The 19,409-nt window shown below is 61.2% G+C and carries 19 protein-coding genes and 1 tRNA gene; 12 read left to right on the top strand and 8 right to left on the bottom strand.

Features of this window, described 5'->3' with window-relative positions:
* Positions 1 to 36 precede the first annotated feature (36 nt).
* Positions 37 to 762 (top strand): ABC transporter ATP-binding protein, encoded by a 726-nt coding sequence (locus tag RJ40_RS00135; RefSeq protein ID WP_265581311.1) that lies wholly within the window; start codon positions 37 to 39, stop codon positions 760 to 762.
* Positions 755 to 2,161, top strand: coding sequence for a hypothetical protein (locus tag RJ40_RS00130; protein WP_265581310.1), 1,407 nt, complete (start codon positions 755 to 757; stop codon positions 2,159 to 2,161). Before RJ40_RS00135 ends, RJ40_RS00130 begins: the two co-directional genes overlap by 8 nt.
* 3 nt (positions 2,162 to 2,164) lie before the next feature.
* Here RJ40_RS00130 and RJ40_RS00125 read toward each other — a convergent pair whose 3' ends face one another.
* The gene (locus RJ40_RS00125; protein ID WP_265581309.1) at positions 2,165 to 2,509 is read right to left on the bottom strand and encodes a hypothetical protein; all 345 of its coding nucleotides are present in this window, start codon (positions 2,507 to 2,509) and stop codon (positions 2,165 to 2,167) included.
* A gap of 123 nt (positions 2,510 to 2,632) precedes the next feature.
* Positions 2,633 to 2,944 (bottom strand): transposase, encoded by a 312-nt coding sequence (locus RJ40_RS00120; RefSeq protein ID WP_265581308.1) that lies wholly within the window; start codon positions 2,942 to 2,944, stop codon positions 2,633 to 2,635.
* A gap of 311 nt (positions 2,945 to 3,255) precedes the next feature.
* Here RJ40_RS00120 and RJ40_RS00115 point away from each other — a divergent pair, with 311 nt between their 5' ends.
* The gene (locus tag RJ40_RS00115) at positions 3,256 to 3,552 is read left to right on the top strand and encodes a hypothetical protein (protein ID WP_265581307.1); all 297 of its coding nucleotides are present in this window, start codon (positions 3,256 to 3,258) and stop codon (positions 3,550 to 3,552) included.
* Between the two features lie 1,549 nt (positions 3,553 to 5,101).
* Here RJ40_RS00115 and RJ40_RS00110 read toward each other — a convergent pair.
* The 3 genes from RJ40_RS00110 to RJ40_RS00100 form a co-directional block, all read right to left on the bottom strand.
* Positions 5,102 to 5,173 (bottom strand) — tRNA-Gly (locus tag RJ40_RS00110).
* 348 nt (positions 5,174 to 5,521) lie between these two features.
* Complete coding sequence (locus RJ40_RS00105; RefSeq protein WP_265581306.1) at positions 5,522 to 6,388, bottom strand: DUF7544 domain-containing protein; 867 nt, start codon at positions 6,386 to 6,388, stop codon at positions 5,522 to 5,524.
* A 45-nt stretch (positions 6,389 to 6,433) separates the two neighbouring features.
* Positions 6,434 to 7,390 (bottom strand): DUF7544 domain-containing protein, encoded by a 957-nt coding sequence (locus tag RJ40_RS00100; protein ID WP_265581305.1) that lies wholly within the window; start codon positions 7,388 to 7,390, stop codon positions 6,434 to 6,436.
* 111 nt (positions 7,391 to 7,501) lie between these two features.
* Here RJ40_RS00100 and RJ40_RS00095 point away from each other — a divergent pair, with 111 nt between their 5' ends.
* From RJ40_RS00095 to cobA, 6 genes are read left to right on the top strand one after another with little or no spacing between them, the layout of a single operon-like run.
* Complete coding sequence (locus RJ40_RS00095) at positions 7,502 to 8,122, top strand: precorrin-2 dehydrogenase/sirohydrochlorin ferrochelatase family protein (protein WP_265581304.1); 621 nt, start codon at positions 7,502 to 7,504, stop codon at positions 8,120 to 8,122.
* A 26-nt stretch (positions 8,123 to 8,148) separates the two neighbouring features.
* Positions 8,149 to 9,393, top strand: coding sequence for a glutamyl-tRNA reductase (hemA, locus tag RJ40_RS00090; protein ID WP_265582585.1), 1,245 nt, complete (start codon positions 8,149 to 8,151; stop codon positions 9,391 to 9,393).
* Positions 9,372 to 10,358 carry a porphobilinogen synthase gene (gene hemB / locus RJ40_RS00085; RefSeq protein ID WP_265581303.1) on the top strand — a complete coding sequence of 329 codons (987 nt, stop codon included), beginning with the start codon at positions 9,372 to 9,374 and terminating at the stop codon, positions 10,356 to 10,358. The genes hemA and hemB overlap by 22 nt, the downstream gene beginning before the upstream one ends.
* Positions 10,345 to 11,595, top strand: coding sequence for a glutamate-1-semialdehyde 2,1-aminomutase (gene hemL / locus RJ40_RS00080; protein ID WP_265581302.1), 1,251 nt, complete (start codon positions 10,345 to 10,347; stop codon positions 11,593 to 11,595). The genes hemB and hemL overlap by 14 nt, the downstream gene beginning before the upstream one ends.
* A complete protein-coding gene (hemC, locus tag RJ40_RS00075; RefSeq protein WP_265581301.1) occupies positions 11,580 to 12,464 on the top strand; it encodes a hydroxymethylbilane synthase in 885 nt (294 codons plus the stop codon). The genes hemL and hemC overlap by 16 nt, the downstream gene beginning before the upstream one ends.
* Positions 12,461 to 13,207, top strand: a complete 747-nt coding sequence (gene cobA, locus RJ40_RS00070) for a uroporphyrinogen-III C-methyltransferase (RefSeq protein ID WP_265581300.1) — start codon at positions 12,461 to 12,463, stop codon at positions 13,205 to 13,207. The genes hemC and cobA overlap by 4 nt, the downstream gene beginning before the upstream one ends.
* On the opposite strand, the gene RJ40_RS00065 is transcribed toward cobA, so the two are convergent.
* Positions 13,195 to 14,286 (bottom strand): SAF domain-containing protein, encoded by a 1,092-nt coding sequence (locus tag RJ40_RS00065; RefSeq protein ID WP_265581299.1) that lies wholly within the window; start codon positions 14,284 to 14,286, stop codon positions 13,195 to 13,197. The genes cobA and RJ40_RS00065 overlap by 13 nt on opposite strands.
* Positions 14,287 to 14,564: 278 nt before the next feature.
* Here RJ40_RS00065 and RJ40_RS00060 point away from each other — a divergent pair, with 278 nt between their 5' ends.
* The 3 genes from RJ40_RS00060 (at position 14,565) to RJ40_RS00050 (ending at position 17,380) form a co-directional block, all read left to right on the top strand.
* Positions 14,565 to 15,032 (top strand): dTDP-4-dehydrorhamnose 3,5-epimerase family protein, encoded by a 468-nt coding sequence (locus RJ40_RS00060; protein ID WP_265581298.1) that lies wholly within the window; start codon positions 14,565 to 14,567, stop codon positions 15,030 to 15,032.
* Positions 15,033 to 15,064: 32 nt separating this feature from the next.
* Positions 15,065 to 16,708: a dihydroxy-acid dehydratase gene (gene ilvD, locus RJ40_RS00055; protein ID WP_265581297.1), complete on the top strand. Its 1,644-nt coding sequence runs from the start codon at positions 15,065 to 15,067 to the stop codon at positions 16,706 to 16,708.
* A gap of 84 nt (positions 16,709 to 16,792) precedes the next feature.
* A complete protein-coding gene (locus RJ40_RS00050) occupies positions 16,793 to 17,380 on the top strand; it encodes a carbonic anhydrase (protein WP_265581296.1) in 588 nt (195 codons plus the stop codon).
* Positions 17,381 to 18,077: 697 nt separating this feature from the next.
* Here the strand turns inward: RJ40_RS00050 and RJ40_RS00045 are convergent.
* Together RJ40_RS00045 and RJ40_RS00040 are read right to left on the bottom strand one after the other, a co-directional pair.
* The gene (locus RJ40_RS00045) at positions 18,078 to 18,419 is read right to left on the bottom strand and encodes a hypothetical protein (protein ID WP_265581295.1); all 342 of its coding nucleotides are present in this window, start codon (positions 18,417 to 18,419) and stop codon (positions 18,078 to 18,080) included.
* 43 nt (positions 18,420 to 18,462) lie between these two features.
* Positions 18,463 to 19,362 (bottom strand): flavodoxin family protein, encoded by a 900-nt coding sequence (locus RJ40_RS00040; protein WP_265581294.1) that lies wholly within the window; start codon positions 19,360 to 19,362, stop codon positions 18,463 to 18,465.
* Positions 19,363 to 19,409: the final 47 nt, after the last annotated feature.

Genomic DNA, 19,409 nt, shown 5'->3' with positions numbered 1-19,409 from the left:
AACCCGCGAGACTCCACCTTCAACCGGAGAGATCGATTGAGCTCAATACTTGAGGTGCACAATCTCACGAAGGTCTACGGGGAGACCAGAGCAGTGGACGGCATAACCTTATCTGTTGAACAGGGTTCGCTCTTCGGACTGCTCGGCCCCAACGGATCGGGGAAGAGCACGATGATCAAGATGCTGACCGGGCAGATCAGGCCGACGACAGGGTCGGCGACGGTCCTCGGTCTCGATGCGGAGAAAGACCCGGTCGGCGTGCGGTCGCGGGTGGGGATCATCCCCGAGCAGGAGACACCACCCAGTTTCCTCACCTCGGAGGAGTACCTCGACTTTGTCGGGAAGGTCAGGACGATCCCCGACATCGAGGAGCGGAAAGCGTGGTGGTTTGAGTTCCTGGAGTTCGGGGACAAACGCGACGTACTCTGCAAAGACCTCTCGCGGGGCACCAGGCAGAAACTGATGTTCGCCCAGGCATTTCTCCACAGGCCGGTCCTCGCCCTCATCGACGAACCGCTCATCAACTTCGATCCCATCATGCAGGAGAAGGTGAAGGACTATCTCGGGGCATATGTGAAGGAGGGCAACACCGTCTTCATCTCCACGCACATCCTCGAGATCGCAGAGGAGATCTGTTCGGATTTTGCCGTCCTCCACACCGGAAAACTCCTGGCCACCGGCGGGATTGCGGAGGTCACCGGAAGCGGTCGGCACCTCGGCGAGTACTTCCTCTCGCTCGTCAGGACCGGTGCCCATGCTTGAACTCTTCCGGGCCATGATGAAAGAGGAGTGGCGGGTCCACTCAACGATGTTCGGGAGTCTGAGTTTTGCCCTCTACCCGGTGCTGATCTGCGCCATCGCTTTCATGGGCTCATTCCTCCTCCCCTACCTCGAACCCATCCTCCCCTTCGGAGACTTCGCCCTCGTCATCCACGCGCTCTTCCTCCTCCTCGGCCTCATGGTCGGGGCATTCGGGCTCCTGATGAACGAAGTGATGGAGAGGAGGTTCGGGCAGTCGAGCAGTCTCGCCTATTCGGCGCGGATCTTCCCCCTCTCTGAGCGGTTCATCTTCCTCAACTTTGTCGTGAAGGACACAGTCTACTACATCCTCCTCTGGGTGCTCCCCTTCGTCCTGGGGTTCGCGCTCGCCGCACCCTCGGTCGGCGTCTCGTTCGAGACAGTGCTCCTCCTCCTGCTCACGCTCTCCCTCTCGTTTCTCACCGGGCTCTCGGCCGCGTTCTTCTTCTCTATGGTCTACACTCGCTCGAAGCGTCTCCTTGCACTCGTCTGCGTTCTCGTCCTCGGCATGGGGGCGGCGGCATCGGTGACCGCCGGCGCCGGCCCCGAAGTGCTCTTCCTTCCGCTAACACTCTTCCACGCCTTCTCGTGGTGGACGCTCCTTGCCGCGTGCGCGGAGGTGCTCATCCTCAGCGCGGTCGCCATCGCCCTTCTCACTCCCGAATCGGCCGCAACAACGAAACACTACCACAACCGACTGGCACCCCTGACCGACCGGTTGTCCCTCTTCCCGTACCCCGCCCTCGCCGCAAAAGACATCATCGACCTTTCCAGAAGCGGCAGCGCCGTCGGGCAGACCATCTTCTCTTTCCTCGTCCCGCTCGGACTCATCTGGTGCTTCCTCTCGGTGCTCGGAGGCTTCCTCCCGCAGCACAGCATCCTCCTTCTCTTTGCGATCATCACCGGCGTGGTCGCCTCGACGATGTACGTCTGGCTCACCATGTTCGATTCCTTCGGCCCATACGCCTGCCTCCCGGTGAGCGTCACCATGGTCATAAAAAGCAAGATCTGCAGTTTTGCCGTGCTGCAAGTAATCCCGGTCGCCTTCATCGCTCTCCTCACCCTGGCGGTCGGTGCGGTGGCATATCTCCTGCCCGCACTTATCCTCTGCTCTTCGGTCTCATGCTACGGACTGGCGGTGACGATATTCCTGACCGGACTCTCGCCAAATGTCCTTCTCTATGATACCAGAGTCCTCGCCTCCTATCTCCTGGCGCTCGGTCTCCCGGTCTTCCTCCTCATCGTCCTCTCCTTCATGAACCCCTGGTACGTGGCGGCGGCGGTGCTCCTCCTCCCGCCGGCGCGGTGGCTTGTGCAGCAGGGATATGTGAAGTGGGAAGGGAGGGAGCAGATGACATTCTGAGAACTAAAAATCACCACAATCGCAGAAATCTCCGTAGTCAGGGGCATCATCACCGTCCCCGGACTCATCCTCATTTTCGGGATCGTCCTTGCCGGTGCTCAGGGAATGACACGTATACGAGTTCAATCCGGGGCGAGCAGATCCGACCGACGAACCGGGCGGTTCCGGATGGGCATTTGAAATATAATTCAGCAGAAAGAAGAGCAGAACAAGCCCCAGGCCGAGCATGATCGCAGTCCCGGCGTTATGGTGCCCTTCGATCAGGAGTTCAGAACCCGCTTCCAGTGAGGAGAAACCACACAGACCAATCGTCCCGGTCACTTTTTCAAAAAATTCCCGAAACGCCACTTATCTTCTCCTCCTCCTGTGGCCGATCACGGGGTTCGCATCGGCAGAGGACTGGATGAGACAAGAAAAGATAACGGTTCTCGAAGGAGACTATTGTCAATACCATAGTCTCTATTTTGTGAACTACCCCCCCCTGAAGGGCGTGGCTTCCTGCTTCATGGACAGTACTTGCATCACAGAGATGTGATGGAGAGGTATCGTCTCCACAGGCTCAAAGGGCTGTTCCATCCCCACGCGGTGAATATTTACCGCAGCATTGTAATCCCTATCGGCAACAAACCCACAATATGGGCATTCGTGGACTCTCTCAGAGAGATTCTTTTTCACGATACTTCCACAGTTTGAGCACATCTGTGATGTATTCCTGGGATCGACTTTGAAGACTTCACCCCCGCAAATTAAAGAGACGGACTGTTTCCCGAAATATCTTCCCACGAGGGAGAGATCTTCGGTTCACACCAATCAAGTCATCTACCTGACCCTATCGTCCCGACTGCGGTGACGCTCGTCCAGTGTGCGGAGAATGATGTCTGAGAGGGTCTCGCCGATCGTCGTGGCACGAGGTTTTATTAGGGGGGGAGGAGATTCCTCTTCCTTACTTTCCCCGGAAGAGTCGTGGGGGACAGAAGAGACAGGAGTGCGTCTCCCCTCTTCAGGGTTCATCTCACACCACCGATCATACAGAGGTTGCCGCGCCATCGAGTCATGATCCACCCTGCGACACCCCGACATATAAGATATTCTATTTGGGCCATATAGCGTTCAGAGTGTTCATATTAATTATCGGCCAATTTTCTATTGTGCCGGCAAACGACGACAAAAGAGGACAGATATCAGGAAGACTGCCCCTCCATCTCTACCGCTGGCTGGAGGGAATGGTCTGCGATTCGGAACACCCGGATCGGAACTATCCAAACCTGAACCAGGCGCTCATCGGTGAGTTGACAAAGGCAAAGACACTCTCTGAAATGTCTGAGGATCTCGAAGACCTGAAGAGAAGAGTCGAAGCGCTTGAGAAGGAGATGGAAGAGATCAGATCATAATTCCAGTGCTTTTTTAGTCCCCTTGCGAAAACATCGAGGGCAGTCTCCACCCCGACATGAACCAGGCCATCCCCGCCATCCCTGGAGACGCCAGATGGGGAAAGAAGATCTTCACTACCGGTGGCGATCAAGAACAAAAGGTCGCCAGGAGAATACAATTGAACGAAAGAAATTTTTGACCGTGAAGAAACCCCCTGTACGGATCTTTGTGCGGCGGTTAACCACTCCCCGGTCCCCCACGTGAAGAGAGCGCCGGGGACGGAAACCTCCTCAGAACGATCACCTCTCGCCTTCCCGCTCCAATCGCAATCCCGGGGATCCGGGGGCAGCACCCCCAGTGCGATTCATGGGGGGGAAGGCAGACCGATCAGAAGTGTCGCCCCTCCAGAAGGACGAGGAATTCTCGTCTGCTCTCTCGCGCCGGGAGAGGCCCCCGGACCCACCCCCGGCGAGGATAGGCAGGGAGCGGCACCCCCCTTCACGATCGCTTCCTGGCAATCGCTATGGCCGTGCACCCCGGCGCAAGAAGGAGAGATGGCGCAGGATCTAAGGTTACGAAAAAGTATCGGACATTTCGGTGATGACTGAACACTACAGGGAGAGTCCCCGGCACCGACCTTTAGGCCAGGATAGTTGACGAAAAAAAGATGAAGCGAAATACCTATTCACAATTCTGAAGAAAACAGATGTCCGCCAGGATATTCATTTATTTTTACTTTTGGGCTTGGAGTAAATCCACAACTTGCGCATTGCCAATAGATCATTTCGCAATCACCTTTTTTCACATACATTGGGACAAATAGTTCCTTTTCATTGCATATTGGGCAATAACCCTTGCCAGGACTTGGCATACCGTTAATTGACATTTTATATCCCTATTAATGAAGATTAGCCTTATATGCGATAAACATTATTGTCGCTGCAATATATCTTTTGCCCCCACATATGCCAGAGAATGATACTCCGCTGGTTCTTACCCCCCCACGGGCCAGGTTTAGCATTAAGCCGATCTGGCTTCACCCCAACAAGTTCAGGATGGGCCACCCCCACCACGACGGATCGGCAGAGAATGGGATCACCCCCAGAACGAACGCCTCCTGCCTTCCTGCCTCAATCGCAATCCCGGAGGTCCGGGGGTCTCCTCCGGTGCGAGACGGCAGGCGAGAATCATTCAGGCGGGACGGCACGCCTGATCGACGTGCCTTCCCACACACTTGCGCCGGGGGCGCTGCCCCCGGAACCCCCCGGGATGAAGATAGGGCCCGGAAGGCGGAGTGTGATCATTCAGAGAGTGATCCTGTCCTCCGCTTCTCAGTCGTGCGGGGGCAAGGGTGTGCACCCATGAAGAGGTTTTCAACAAAGCCGATTCTTCACAGCCAAAATTTCTGAAAAAATTCACCGATCAAGAGCGAAAAAAAGTGCGCCGACCAGGGAGCGCCATGCGTATTGATGCCTGTCGCCGTGAAAAGAAGAATCAAATGCGAGAAATGTGTCCATACTGTTGAAGATGTACGAGAAGAAGATAAGGGAATCGAACATGACTTCCTTATGCGCCGACCGGGACTCGAACCCGGGTTTAGGCGTTGGCAACGCCTAGTGATAACCACTACACTATCGGCGCTCTGCCGGTGTTGTATCACCGCAGTGCTCTACAATATTCGCCATACTCACATATAAGGGTTTTCCCGACCGGAGGAGCCCCGAGGGGGGCGTCGACCCCCGAGGTCTGCTCCCCGGTGGCTGCCACCGCCACCCCGTCCGATGGATTTTCGTAGGCGGCGGAGCATTCATGGTGTCGGATAATTCCGAAAATTGAGGAGATTTCCAGCATGTCAGCCTTCAAATCATTTTTCGCATGGCGCTCCCCTCCGCGACCATCGCCTCGATCCGCACCGCATCATAGACCTGAGCGATGGTCCGGTGCTCTCAAACCCGCGCAGGGTGGCTTCCCGCCCGGCGCACGGAATCCCTAACCCCGGCGAGGGGTCAGGAGGTCGCGCGCAGGGCTGAAATATCCCAGGACGAGGAGGCCGTAGTACCGGAAGAAACCAAGGAACGGCACCGGGATGAGGAAGGCGGCGAGGAGAACAAGAGGAATGGCAAAGATGCCGGGGGCGATCAGGAAGATGAAGAACATTGCAATGAGAATCAGCACTATCACAGCGAGGTCGGCGGCGACGGCCAGGACGGTGCGCGTCAGCAGATAGGCAAGGGTGTTCCTGAGATCGGCCGCACCGAGGCCGAGGACCGTCCTCCACCCGGCGAGGACCCCGCAGTCGTCGGCGATCATCACCGGGACGACCAGGTCGATAGTGACGATCATCACGAACCAGAGGAGGAGGACGGAGAGGAGGAGAAGAGGTGACGCAGAGAACAATACCGGTATCGACTCAAGGGAGAGGGAGAAGTCGTACGAAGTGAGAAAGAGGGCGCCCAATCCAAGGAGCGCGCCCCCGATGAGTGCCTCGAAGAGAAAGAGGCGCAGCCCCTTCCTTGCCCGTACATCGAAGGTCCAGAAGAGAGTGACCGGGCCGACGGTGAGGCCGTCGACCAGGACGAACTGGAAGACCGCCCCGATACAGCGGATGACGAGCAGGACGGCAAGGAAAATTCCAAGGATTGCGAGGTATCCGGAGGACGAGGTGATCCCGGTGCCTGCCAGTTTTTCCAGAGCCAGCAGGGAGATGATATTCAGGGATAACCCGCCGAAGCCGCCAGCACAGAGGGCGACCACCGCAAGCCGCATCCATATGCCGAAGTCAAGGGGCCTGAGGAGCGACTGCGTCCGTTCGACGGCACCGTCGAATGCATCGAAGGCATGGGTGCTTGAACTCATGCCTCGAAATGGATCGCTCGCGTCCAAAAGGGTTGTGATCTCCTCTCAGGCCTCGGGGACCGCGAGGAGGTCGTGCTCAGGGCTGAACTCTCTGAGGACGAGGAGCGCATAGTACCGGAAGAAGGTCACGAACGGCACCTGCACCAGGAGGAGGAGCGGGATTGCGATGAGCATGCCGACGACCAGGAGGAGAATGAAGAGCGCAGGAGCTGCGTCCCCGACAAAAGCCATCGCAAGGAGTGCAATGCCGCCGAGCGGGATGCCGACGATGAGCAGGACCAGGAGCACCAGGATGAACATCGCGATCCCGACGACGATGCCGAGGACGAACCTGGTGACCAGATACACAGCCGCGTTCTTCAGGTCGGCGACGAGGAAACTCCAGACCTTCTTCCACCCCGCGATGACACCACAATCGTCGGCGACCATCACCGGGACGACGAAGTCGGTCGTGAAGAGGAAGATCGTGCCGAAGACGAGGGCCAGGAGGAGGATGGCCGGGATGAGAACGATCAGCCCGACGAGTATGGACGCATTCCCAACCGCCGCTGCTGGCAGAACGAAGAGCACGACGAGGAAGGCCATGGCCGCGATGAGGAGAAGAATGAGCAGGGCCTGGAAGAGGAAGAGGCGCAGACCTTTGCCTGTCCGCATCCCGAAGGTGCGAGAGAGCGAGATCTCTCCCGAACTGAGGCAGTCGACGAAGACGAACTGGAAGACCGACCCGAGATAGAGGAAGAGGAGAGCCAGGAGAAGGACGGCCCCGATGATCAGAAGAATCGTCGGGTCTGAGAGTCCGAGATCGCCGGGAACCGTAGCCTGATCGAAGTCGTCGGCACCACCGAAATTGTAGGAGAAGGGATTGAAACCCCCCACTCCACCGATGAAGAGGGCGATGACGGCGAGCCTCAACCAGACTCCCGCGTTGAACGGCCAGAGGAGGGACTTTGTCCGCGAGATGGCCGCATCGATGGCGCCAAAGGCATAGAAATCATTAGTCATGCCCATGGGTGGGAAGAAGGACGATATATAGCAGGTGGTTCCCCGGTGCTACGATCGAGATTGCAAGATAATACATAATCTTAATCTGCGGCCGCCTCCAACTGATCAGTGATGGTCCCGCTCATCATCGACCTCGCCGGCCGGCATGTCGTCATCTTCGGGGGCGGGGCGGTGGGCCTGCGGAAAGCGACCTATTTTTGCCGTGAAGCAGAGGTCACCGTCGTCAGCAGATCGTTTCTCCCGGAGTTCTCAGGACTCGGCGCCAGATGTCTGGAGGCCGACCTCTCCACGATGGACGACAACGCCCTCGCCGACCTGCTCGACGGCGCGTTCCTTACCATTGCCGCAACCTCCGACGAGGAGATGAACAACCGGGTGGGACGGGCGGCGCGGGAGGCAGGCGCCCTCTTCAACAATGCCAGGGGGAACGGAGGGGACACGCTCATCCCCTCGGTGGTCAGGGGCGAGGAGTACCTCCTCGCAATCAGCACCGGCGGCGCAAGCCCTGCCGTCCCCAGGTTCCTGCGCGAGCACCTCGAAGAGACATACCCGCACCTCGACTCGATGATCAGGACCGAGGCCAGACTGCGGGAGACCCTCAAGCAGACCGTCCCCGACCAGGCAGACCGTGCAACGGTGCTCAGGGCTGTTCTCCACGACCCCGAAGCCTGGGCATGGCTTGCCGAAGGCGAGGACAAGGCATATGAGCGGATTAAGGAGCGGTATCTGTGACAAAAATTCTCCATACCGACCTGGCCATGGCCGGGCTCAACCACCACGCCGCAGCCCTCGGCGACCTGGAGAGGTTCAGGTTCCCTGACGAGGAGGCCTTCCTCTCCGCCGCACGCGAGCGGTTCAAGGGCGCCCTCCTTCTCCAGACCTGTAACCGGGTCGAGGTGCTGGTCCACGGCGACGCACAGGCCCTCACCGACTTCCTCCATGATCAGGGAAGAGACACATTTGAGATTCTGGATGGCGTCGAGGTGCTCCGCCACCTCCTCGAAGTGGCCGCCGGGATGGACTCGATGATCATCGGCGAGGACCAGATCCTCGGGCAGTTGAAAAAAGCGCTGGCACTGACACAGGAAGCCGGCACCTGCGACCCGATCATCGACCTCTGCATCAAGAAGGCGGTGCATGTCGGGGTCGAGGTGCGCAGGAGGACCGAGATCAACCGCGGGGCGGTCTCGATCGGTTCGGCGGCCGTCGCCCTGGCAGAAGATCTCCTCGGCAGCCTGGACGGACGCCACATCCTGGTCCTCGGCAGCGGCGAGATGGGGCTGCTCGTGGCCCAGGCCCTCGCCGCCAGGGATCTGACCGCGATCTATGTGGCCAACCGGACCTATGAACGCGCCCTCGTCCTTGCTGAGAAAATCGGGGGGAAAGCGGTAAATTTCAGCGAGCTCACCAGATATATCACTCTCTCCGATGTTGTCATCACCTGCACCTCGGCCCCGCACCCGATCATCACCAGGGAGATCCTGGGCCGGGCGATGCGAGACCGGTGCTGGCCCACCGAAGGCCACCCGCGTCCCCTCGTCGTCGTCGACATCGCACAGCCGCGGGACGTCGAGGAGGATGCGGCGGAGGTCGACGGCGTCAGCCTCTACACCATCGACAACCTCAGGGACGTCAACGAGCACACCATCGAGACAAGGCGGACCGAGGCAGCCAGGGCGGAGACGTTCATCGAGGAGGAACTCGACCGGTTCCTCTCACAGGTCAACTGCGCCTCGGCGGGCGAAGTGCTCAGCGGTCTGTACACCTGGGCCGAAGCGGTCAGGACCAGAGAACGCGACCGGGCCCTGACGCGGCTGCAGGGATGCGGCCCGGAGACAAAAGTCGTCATCGACGACCTATCAAGAGTATTGACAAAAAAACTCCTCATCGACGCCACCTTCTCGATCCGGTCGTGCGCGGAGCAGGGCCGGATCGAGGACGCCGAGCAGCTGGTGAGGGCGATCACACGAGGTGACCGATTATGTTCCCGGAGAGACGACTGAGAAGATTGAGAAAGAGAAACCTCCAGCCCCTATTCAGGGAGACGAGGCTGACGGCGGAAGACCTGATCATGCCGGTCTTCTTCGACGAGACCATTGAAGAGGCCGTGCCCATCGCATCGATGCCGGGACAGTGGCGTTACCCTATCGGTGACGCCGCCGCCGTGGCCGGGCGTCTGGAAGCGGCAGGGGTGCGGGCGGTCATCCTCTTCGGCATCCCGGCCGGGAAGGACGCCGGGGCGCACTCGGCCTATGCTGAGAACGGGGTGGTCCAGCAGGCCGTGGCTGCGGTCAAGGCCGCCTGTCCCGAGATGGTGGTAATCACCGACGTCTGCGCCTGCGAGTACACCGACCACGGCCACTGCGGGGTCATCGGCGAGACCTGCAGCGGCGAGATCGACCTCCTCAACGACCCGTCCCTTGCCCTGATGCAGAAGATCGCCGTGAGCCAGGCCCAGGCGGGCGCCGACATGGTCGCCCCCTCCTGCATGCTCGACGGCCAGGTGCGTGCGATCAGGGAGGCCCTCGACGCCGCGGGGTATGCCGAGATCCCTATCATGTCGTATTCCACCAAGTTTTCGAGCGCCTTCTACGGCCCCTTCAGGGACGCCGCCGACTCTGGCTACTCCTTCGGCGACCGGACCACCTACCAGATGGACCCGGCAAACGCCAGGGAAGCCTTCACCGAGTCGGAGATGGACGCCGCAGAAGGGGCCGACATCCTGATGGTCAAACCCGCCGGGATGTACCTCGACGTCCTCGCCGCGGTGCGGGAGATCGGTCTCCCGGTCGCCGCCTACCAGGTCTCCGGCGAGTACTCCATGCTCAAGGCCGCGGCCGCACAGGGCTGGCTCGACGAGAAGACCTGCGCCCTTGAGAGCCTTACCTGCATCAAGCGGGCGGGCGCCGACCTGATTATTACCTATTATGCAGAAGACGCAGCGAGGTGGCTGAGTGAAGAGCAGTGAACTCTTTGAAGAAGCAAAAACGATGATGCCCGGCGGGGTCTCAAGCCCTGTGCGGGCGATCCGGCCCTACCCTTTCTACACCGCGGGGGGACGCGGGCCATTCATCAAAACGGTGGACGGACGCGAACTGATCGACTGCTGTCTGGGCTACGGCCCGCTGATCCTGGGCCATGCCCATGAGACGGTCCGCCGGGCCATCGAGGAGCAGGTGACCGAAGGGTGGCTGTACGGCACCCCGTGCCCGCAGGAACTCGGCCTTGCCAGGCGGGTCATCGACGACCACCCGTCCATCGATATGGTCCGCTTTGTCTCAAGCGGGTCGGAGGCGACGATGGCGGCGATCAGGCTCGCCCGCGCCGCCACCGGCAGACAGGACATCATCAAGATCGAGGGCGGGTTCCACGGCGCCCACGACGCCGTCCTGGTCAAGGCGGGTTCGGGGGCGACGACGATGGGCGTTCCCGACTCTGCAGGCATCGTCCCCGACCTGGTGAAGCACACCAGGCAGGTCGCATACAACGACCCCGAAGCCCTAGAGGCCGTCCTCTCCTCCTCGGATGATATCGCCGCCCTCATCATCGAACCGGTGATGGGCAATGTCGGCCCTGTCTTCCCTGAGAAAGGATATCTCCAGGAGGTGCGCAGACTCACCGAGGAACACGACGTCCTCCTCATCTTCGACGAGGTGATCACCGGGTACCGCCTCGGGATCGGCGGGGCGCAGAAATATTTCGGCGTCACCCCGGACCTCACCACCCTGGGCAAGATCATCGGCGGCGGCCTCCCGGTCGGGGCCTTCGGCGGGCGCAGAGACCTGATGGAACAGGTCGCCCCGCAGGGCCCGGTCTACCAGGCCGGCACCTTCAGCGGCAACCCGCTCACCATGGCGGCCGGGACCGCCGCTCTCGGTTGGCTCCACGATCACCCCACCGTTTACCAGAGTCTCGACGAGGGAACGAGAGCGATCGGGGAAGCCTGCGAGGACGCCCATGCCGGCGGATCCTTCGTCAGGATCGGGTCGATGTTCAAATATTTCTTCAGACCCGACGCACCGAGAAATTACGCCGAGGCGAAGGAGAGCGACACCGGGCGGTTCCAGACCTTCTGGGAGAAGATGCTCGCGCACGGCGTCTTCCTCCCGCCCTCCCAGTTCGAGACCGAGTTCATCTCGGCCGTACACACCGACGAGATCATCGAACATATCGCAGACAGATACAGCACATGTCTCTCAGAATAGGCACACGGGGCAGTAAACTCGCCCTCGTCCAGACCGAACGGGCCTGCAAGGCACTGACCGATCTGGGCATCGAGGTCGAGACCGCTGTCATCAGAACGAAAGGCGACGCGGAAACCGGAGTACCCCTCCACGAGGTCGGGGGGCAGGGCATCTTTGTCAGGGCCCTCGACGAGGCGATCATCGACGGGACCATCGACGCCGCCGTCCACTCGATGAAGGACATCCCGGCCCAGCGGCCGCGCGGCGTCGTCACCGGGGCGGTGCTCACGCGCGACGCACCCGGAGACTTCCTGGCCCACGAGATGCGGATCAACGAAGTCCGGGTGGTCGGGACCGCCTCGACGAGGCGGCAGGCACAGTTCCTCAGGCACGACCCCGAGATCGAGGTGAAGCAACTCCGCGGCAATGTGGACACGCGCCTGCGCAAGTTGCGGGAAGGAGAGTACGACGCCATCGTTCTCGCCGAGGCCGGTCTGGACCGTCTCGGCTACAAGGTGAAGGGCGAACGTCTCCCACTTTCGCAGTTTGTCCCGTCGCCCAACCAGGGGGCGATCGCCGTCGTCTGCAGAAACGACCCCGAGATCATCGACCAGATCAGCGCTCTCAACGATCCCCGGACAAGAAAAGACGTGGGGATCGAGCGGATCGTGATGCAGGAAGTCGGCGGCGGGTGTTTCACCCCGCAGGGCATCTACTGCAGGGATGGCCACCTCACTGCCGAGGTTCTCTCCCTCGACGGGCAGCGGCAGGTCAGGATCGAGGAAGATATCTCGACTCCCGAGGAGGCGGAACAGTGCGGGCGGCACCTGAAGCGAGAGGCGAGCGACCTCATCAAAGAGGCGTACAAACAACTGGGGCTGATCCTGTGAGCGGCAAAGTCACGCTGGTGGGTTCGGGGCCAGGAGGCCTCGGCCTTCTCACGGCAAGAGCGCGCGAGGCGATCGACGCTGCGGAGGTCATCCTCTACGACCAGCTCCCCGGCGAAGAGATCCTCGAAACCCTCCCGGAGAGCGCCGAGCAGATCGACTGCGGCAAGCACGGCGGGGACCACACCCTCGAACAGGACGAGATCGAGGCCCTCATGGTCGAGCGTGCACGGCAGGGCAAACATGTCGTCAGGCTCAAGGGCGGAGACCCCTTCCTCTTCGGCCGGGGCGGGGAAGAGATGGAGACCCTGCGGGCGCACGGGATCGAGGTCGAGGTCGTCCCCGGCATCACCTCCGCGATCGCCGTTCCCGAGTCTGTCGGGATCCCGGTGACCCACCGGCGCTTCGCCTCCCAGGTGACGATCCTCACCGGGCACGAGGATCCGACGAAGGGGGAGTCGGCCATGGACTGGCAACTCCTGGCAAAGAGCAGGGGGACGATCGTGGTGCTGATGGGGATCAAAAACCTCCCCAAGATCGCCGCCGCCCTCATCGCCAACGGCAAGGATTCCGACACGCCGGTAGCTATCATCGAGCGCGGGATGCGACCTGATCAGCAGGTGACGACCGGGCCGCTCGGGGAGATCGCCGACCGCGCCCGTCTGCGCGGGGTGAAGCCCCCGGCGGTCATCGTCATCGGCGAGGTTGCCGGGCTGTACGACGGTACCCAGGTCTACCGGCCCTGACGGCCCTGAAGTTCCAGCCAGATCTCTCTGGCACGACTCTCCGGAACCTCGAGGTCGTCCCAGGTGAGGACCGACCCGGCCGTCACTCTCCTTTTCACCTTTGCATCATACACCAGCCCGATCGGGACATGCTCCGGGATCTCGGCCGTCCGAACCGTGCTCCCGCGCACCGCAAAACTCCCCATCCCCTGCTTGATCTCCTGGCCGGGCAGAAGGTCGGTCTTTGCGACGGTCGCCACCGAGATCACCGGGGCCGGGCCGTTGTTCAGGAGCGGTTCTCCTCCGTCGGCGATCCGCCGGACGGTCTTTGCGATCTCCAGGTTGCAGAGATGGAAGTTCCTGATCAGGGTGTACACCGGCCCCTCCCCCATCTTGAAATTGCTGAGATAACCCTTGAACCGGTCGTCATGGAGGGCGGCGATGAAGACCCCGGCGGGTCCGCCGGGGGAGAGGATAAAATCGCTCACCGGCCCGCCGGCAAGGATCGCCGTCTCAGCGAGCACCTCCGCACCTGCGGTCAGATCCTGGGTGCCGGGCCCGAGGAGGCCGGGCCTGATGATCCCGGCACCCAGCCCATTGGCCACCAGCGCCTGCTCGACCTGGACCTTCGTCCCGTCGGTGAAGGAGGTGACTTTGTCCAGGCTGATCCCCTGTTTCTTCCCCCAGTAGTCCATCTCCTCGGGGGTGGGATTGTGGTTGAGGTAGCCCTTGATGTTCCCATAGACCAGGGGCACAAACCCCATCTGCAGGGCTTCCTCCCGCAGCGCCGCAAGACATCCCGGTTGGTCGCCCTCGGCCTCCGAAAAAACTCCTTTCCCTGCGAAGTACGAACCCGTGGTCACCTGCGTCTCCGCATCCATCGTGACCACCGGCAGGCCGGCGGCCATCACCTCCTCGATCACCTCGGTCGCATGGAGGACGTGGCCTGAACACTCCACCACCAGGTCGGAACCTTCGATGAGGTCTTCGACGGCATTGGTCGGCTTGAAATATTTTGGCAGGCCGGAAAGGCCGTCGGACGCCCGCCGGGTCAGGACCGGGCCGGGCACCATCCCGTCCTGCCCTCCGAGCGTCATCATAAATCCGCGGGCAATAAAGCCCGTCCCGACAACCCCAACCCGAAGCGAGTCGTCAGTCTCTCCCCCCCTGTACATTGGGGAGGGAACTCTAGTTTTTTACATATATATCTTGCGATCACGGGCCCGGAAAGACGATACGTCACCATGGTTCGGATGATGAATGGAGTGGTGAAAACAAGCAATGGTCTCAGCGAGGGGATTCAAAGCGAGAGATATATATAATGTATGGTATATCGGATCCTCATGGGCGCACCAGCGCCCGAAAGGAGTGAAAACCAATGATCGACGGTGTAAAGACAAAGCCCCTTCAGTTCGTACCTGACGAGCGGGGGCGGTTGATGGAGATCATCAGGTGCGATGATGAATGTTTCAAACAGTTCGGGCAGGTCTATATGACCACCAGTTACCCTGGTGTGGTGAAGGCCTGGCACTGCCATCATATCCAGACCGACAATATCTGCTGTGTGAAAGGGATGATCAAACTTGCCCTGTACGACAGCCGCGAGGACTCCCCGACCTTCGGTCAGGTGGAGGAGTTCTTCTTCGGCGAGCACGCACCCATTCTTCTCACTATCCCACCACGGGTCTACCATGGCTGGAAGTGTATCTCCGAGGATGAGTCGATCATCATCTCGACCCCCACCGAGCCGTACAACCGTGAACAGCCTGACGAGTATCGCCTCCCGGCCGACGCCCCAGAGATCCCGTACGACTGGCTCCTCCTGCCAGGGCGCCGGAACGGCTAAAAACCAGGACGTTCTTTCTGCTGTTGAGTTGCATGAGAAGCGACCTTGTCAAGAAAGGATATCCCAGGGCACCGAACCGCTCCCTCCTGCGGGCGCTCGGGATTACCGAACGCGAGATGGACCTGCCCTTCATCGGGATCGCCGACGCCTTCAACACCATCGTTCCCGGCCACCTCCACCTCAGAGAACTCGCCAGGAAGGCGGCCGAGGGAGTGGCTGCCGGCGGCGGGGTGCCCTTCGAGTTCGGGGTGATCGGGGTCTGCGACGGGATCGCGATGGGGCATACAGGCATGCGCTATTCACTCCCGAGCCGCGAGAACATCGCCGACGCTGTCGAACTGATGGTCGAGGCGCACCGTTTCGACGGGCTCGTCTGCGTGGGAACCTGCGACAAGATCGTGCCCGGGATGCTGATGGCCGCGGCGCGCTGCGATCTCCCGACGATCGTGGTCACCGGCGGGCCGATGCTCCCCGGTAGCCTGGGCGGGCGTGAACTCACCCTCACCGATGTCTTCGAAGGGGTCGGAAAGGTTGCCGCGGGGACGATGACCGAGGGGGAACTGCACGACCTGGAGTGTGCCGCCATGCCAGGGTGCGGGAGTTGCCAGGGGTTGTACACCGCCAACACGATGGCATGCATGACCGAGGCGATGGGGCTCTCCCTGCCGGGGTGCGCGGCCACTCCTGCGGTTGACGCCGCAAAACTCCGCCTCGCCCGCGAGAGCGGGGAGGCGGTGGTGCGCCTGGTCGAGAAGGGCACGAGCGCACGCGAGATCGTCACCCTGGAGAGTCTGAGAAATGCCGTGAGGGTGGACATGGCCCTCGGCGGTTCGACGAACACGGTGCTCCACCTGATGGCGGTGGCCACCGAGGCCGGGGTGCCGCTCTCCCTCGACGACTTTAATGAGATCGGCGAGAGTGTCCCACACCTCAGCTCCATGCAGCCGGGCGGGCCGCACTCGATGGTCGCCCTCCACCGTGCCGGGGGGATCCCGGCGGTCCTCCACGTACTCTCCGACCTGCTCGAAGACGCGGTCACGGTCTCGGGGGAACGTATCGGAGAGATCGCGGAGAAGGCCCGCGTCCTTGACCGGACAGTGATCAGGCCGCGCACCGATCCCGTGCACGCGGCCGGGGGCCTGCGGGTGCTGCGCGGGAGCTTCGCCCCCGACGGGGCGGTGGTCAAGTGTGCCGCGGTCGACGATGCGATGTGGCGGCACACCGGGCCGGCCCGCGTCTTCGACGGCGAGGACGCAGCGATGCACGCGATCCTGGCGCAGGAGATCAGGGAGGGCGACGTCGTGGTGATCAGGTACGAGGGGCCGCAGGGCGGACCAGGAATGCCTGAGATGCTCTCGCCGACCTCGGCCCTGATGGGTCTGGGCTATACGAGGGTGGCCCTGGTCACCGACGGCCGGTTTTCCGGCGGGACGAGAGGGCCGTGCATCGGGCACGTCGCCCCCGAGGCTGCGGCCGGCGGGCCGATCGCTCTCGTCAGGGAGGGAGACCGGATCGCCGTCGACCTCTTCGCACGGCGGATCGACCTCCTCGTCGACGAGAAGATCCTGAACGAGCGGCGGGCCGCGTGGCAACCGCCTGAACCGGATCTCCGCGGAGTCCTGAAACGGTATGCGGCCTCGGTCGGGCAGGCCGATACCGGTGCGGTCCTGCGCTGAGAGACTTTTCGGAGCATTCAAATCCCCTGCAATATACCTAATCCTCTGTGCAGGACCCCGCCTGCACAGAGGTGATAGTTAAAGATGATCGAGAGATTTCTTGAAGGCAACACAACCTTCGTCGAGGGTGAATTCACCGAACACAACGAGTATTACCAGGAACTTGCCTCCGGCCAGAGCCCGACGGTCCTCTGGATCGGGTGCTCCGACTCAAGGGTCGCCCCCGAGCGGATCACCGGGGCACGGGCCGGCGAGATCTTTGTCCACCGCAACATCGGCAACATCGTGAGGATCGGCGACTGGAACTTCGCCACTATCCTGGAGTATGCTGTCAAACACCTGAAGGTCCATGACATCGTCGTCTGCGGCCACTCCGACTGCGGGGCAATGAAGGCCCTCACCGCGGAAGGTGAGTCCAACGAGGCCTACATCCCGCTCTGGCTCTCCAACGCTGCGAGTGCCATGGCAACCGTCGAGGCGAAGACACCGAGGCCCGAGGACGCTGAAGGGTTGAAGAAGTGGCGCCGGTTGGTTGAAGAGGAGAATGTCCGTCTCCAGCTTGAAAACCTCCGGACATATCCGATCGTGCGGGAGGCCGAGAGAGAGGGGAAAGTCGCCATTCACGGCCTCTACTTCGACCTCGAAACCGGCTTACTGGAAAAAATCGCGTGAGCCGGTCGGGATACGACCATCCTGGTTGGCGATCCAGAACGCGTCTCCAGGCCGGGATCGCACCCGGCGCCGATCTTTTTTGAAGCGTGGAGAGAGTTCCTATGCCGGTGAGGATCCCCACCACGACCGGGCCGGGAAAGTTCTCCGCCAGTTCTCCTCTCCTGAAAAAGAGCGATCAAGCAACGAAAAATTTTCATCGCGTATGCTTGAGGTGTCCTCACGCCTCATGAAAATTACCATGAAAAACCCGATCCTGAATGTCGACCCTTGAGATTTTGATGGAGATTGAAAAACACCTGCATCAGGCGAGACCTATACGCAAAGAACAGAGACGTCTTCTGAACAATGGGCTCTCTGCCTTCCCCATCCAATCGCAATCCCGGGGGTCCGGGGGCGGCGCCCCCGGCACCAATGTTTGGGAAGGCATGATGATCCGACGTGCCGCCCTGATCATAGAACCTTCCCTGCCGTCTCACGCCGGGGGGCGTTGCCCCCCGGACCCCCCACGGACCGAAGATAGGTGGGGGCGGCGATGGAACACGATCCCCATCGATTCTCCTCTCTTGAAAAAGAGCGATCAAGTGACAAGAAATTTTCATCCCGTATGCTTGAGCCGGCGCTCATGAAAAATTCTACAGACACGGGAAAAATCAAAGACGAAGGTATCCGATGAAAAAAAGTAAGTTCTCCACACCCCTCAGTTCAGAGCCGCATCAATCTCTTTTTTTATCAGGGGCATTGATATCCGCCCGATCGGCGTCACCCGTCCGTTGACCAGAATGATCGGGAGCGGGAGCTGGTGTTCCTCGACGATCTTCTGGACATACTCAGGCACCCCGTCGTCGAGGAGCGTGAACTTCACCGCGACCTGTCCTGGATACTCGACCGAGAGCGTGTCTTTGAGAGCATCGACCGCCTTCACCAGGTTCTCGGAGGGGGAGCAGGCCTGAAGGCCGCAACTGCGCTGTTCGTTGCAGGGGAACGGCCCGCAGAACCCGTACGAAAACCCGATAATCTCGATCTCAGCATGATCAGCCATGATCACCTGTTGGCGCCGGCCCGATATGAGTATTTGTTCAGTGCTAGAGACGCGGCGCCGCCCCGACCCCCTCCAGCACCCCGGAGAGACGCCCCCGCACCTCCTCCTCCCATCCCGGCATCGTCCTGATATCGGTCAGTTCGTCCACCCCGTCGACGAGCACCTCGCCTGCCGCCCTGACCCCGAGGGAGGTGAAGAACGCACCGACGACCCGCCGCACACACACAAAGTTCTCCGGGCCCCTGCGCCCGGCCACCGCAAGAAGGAGCCCGGCCTGCCCCCGTCCCTGCACCCCGGAGAGGGCGCGCCCCGCGCGGAGAGTCTGGCATCGGTCGATGACCGCCTTCAGCGCCGCCGGAACGGTCTCGGTATACACCGGCGTGCAGACGACGATGAGCCGCGCATGGTCCAGAGCTGTGATCACCTCGTCCATCCGGTCCTCGATGACGCACCTGCCCGAATTGAAACAGCGGTAACACCCGGTGCAGGGCTCCACCCCGAGACTGTCCGGCGAGATGACCTCGCAGCGCAGCCCCGCCTCACCGCACCGGTCCGCCACCCACCCGGCAAGGACCGCCGAGTTCCCATGCGGGCGCGGACTGCCCTGGAGGAGCACCACTTCGGCCGCGGGTGCGCGCGGCTGCCTGGCGGGCAGGGGCTCGGGCGGGTGGAGGAGGAAGGCGTCGGGCCTGTGCGGAAGCTCCTCTTTCAACCGGAAAAACGCGGTCATGGCGACGTTGTGTGCGTTCTGCAGAGTGCCCGGCGGGTACTCGTAGGTGTTGGTGTGATACGAGTACAGCACGTCCCCGGCAGCACGCAGTTCCACAGTATAGCGTATCATCCCCGGAAGCACCCTGGAAAAGTCCTCGCTGTAGAGGAGAAGTTCACACCCCTCTCCCCTCACCTCAACCTCCGCCGATCGCAGCAGCACCGCCTCAGCCATCCCCCTCACCTACGACGAGAGATGCACCCCCCCCATATAACCCTTCT

This window comes from Methanofollis aquaemaris, assembly GCF_017357525.1.
GTDB classification, from domain to species: Archaea; Halobacteriota; Methanomicrobia; order Methanomicrobiales; family Methanofollaceae; genus Methanofollis; species Methanofollis aquaemaris.
The sequence above is the reverse complement of the archived record's forward strand: the minus strand, read 5'-3'. Positions and strand labels throughout refer to the sequence as shown.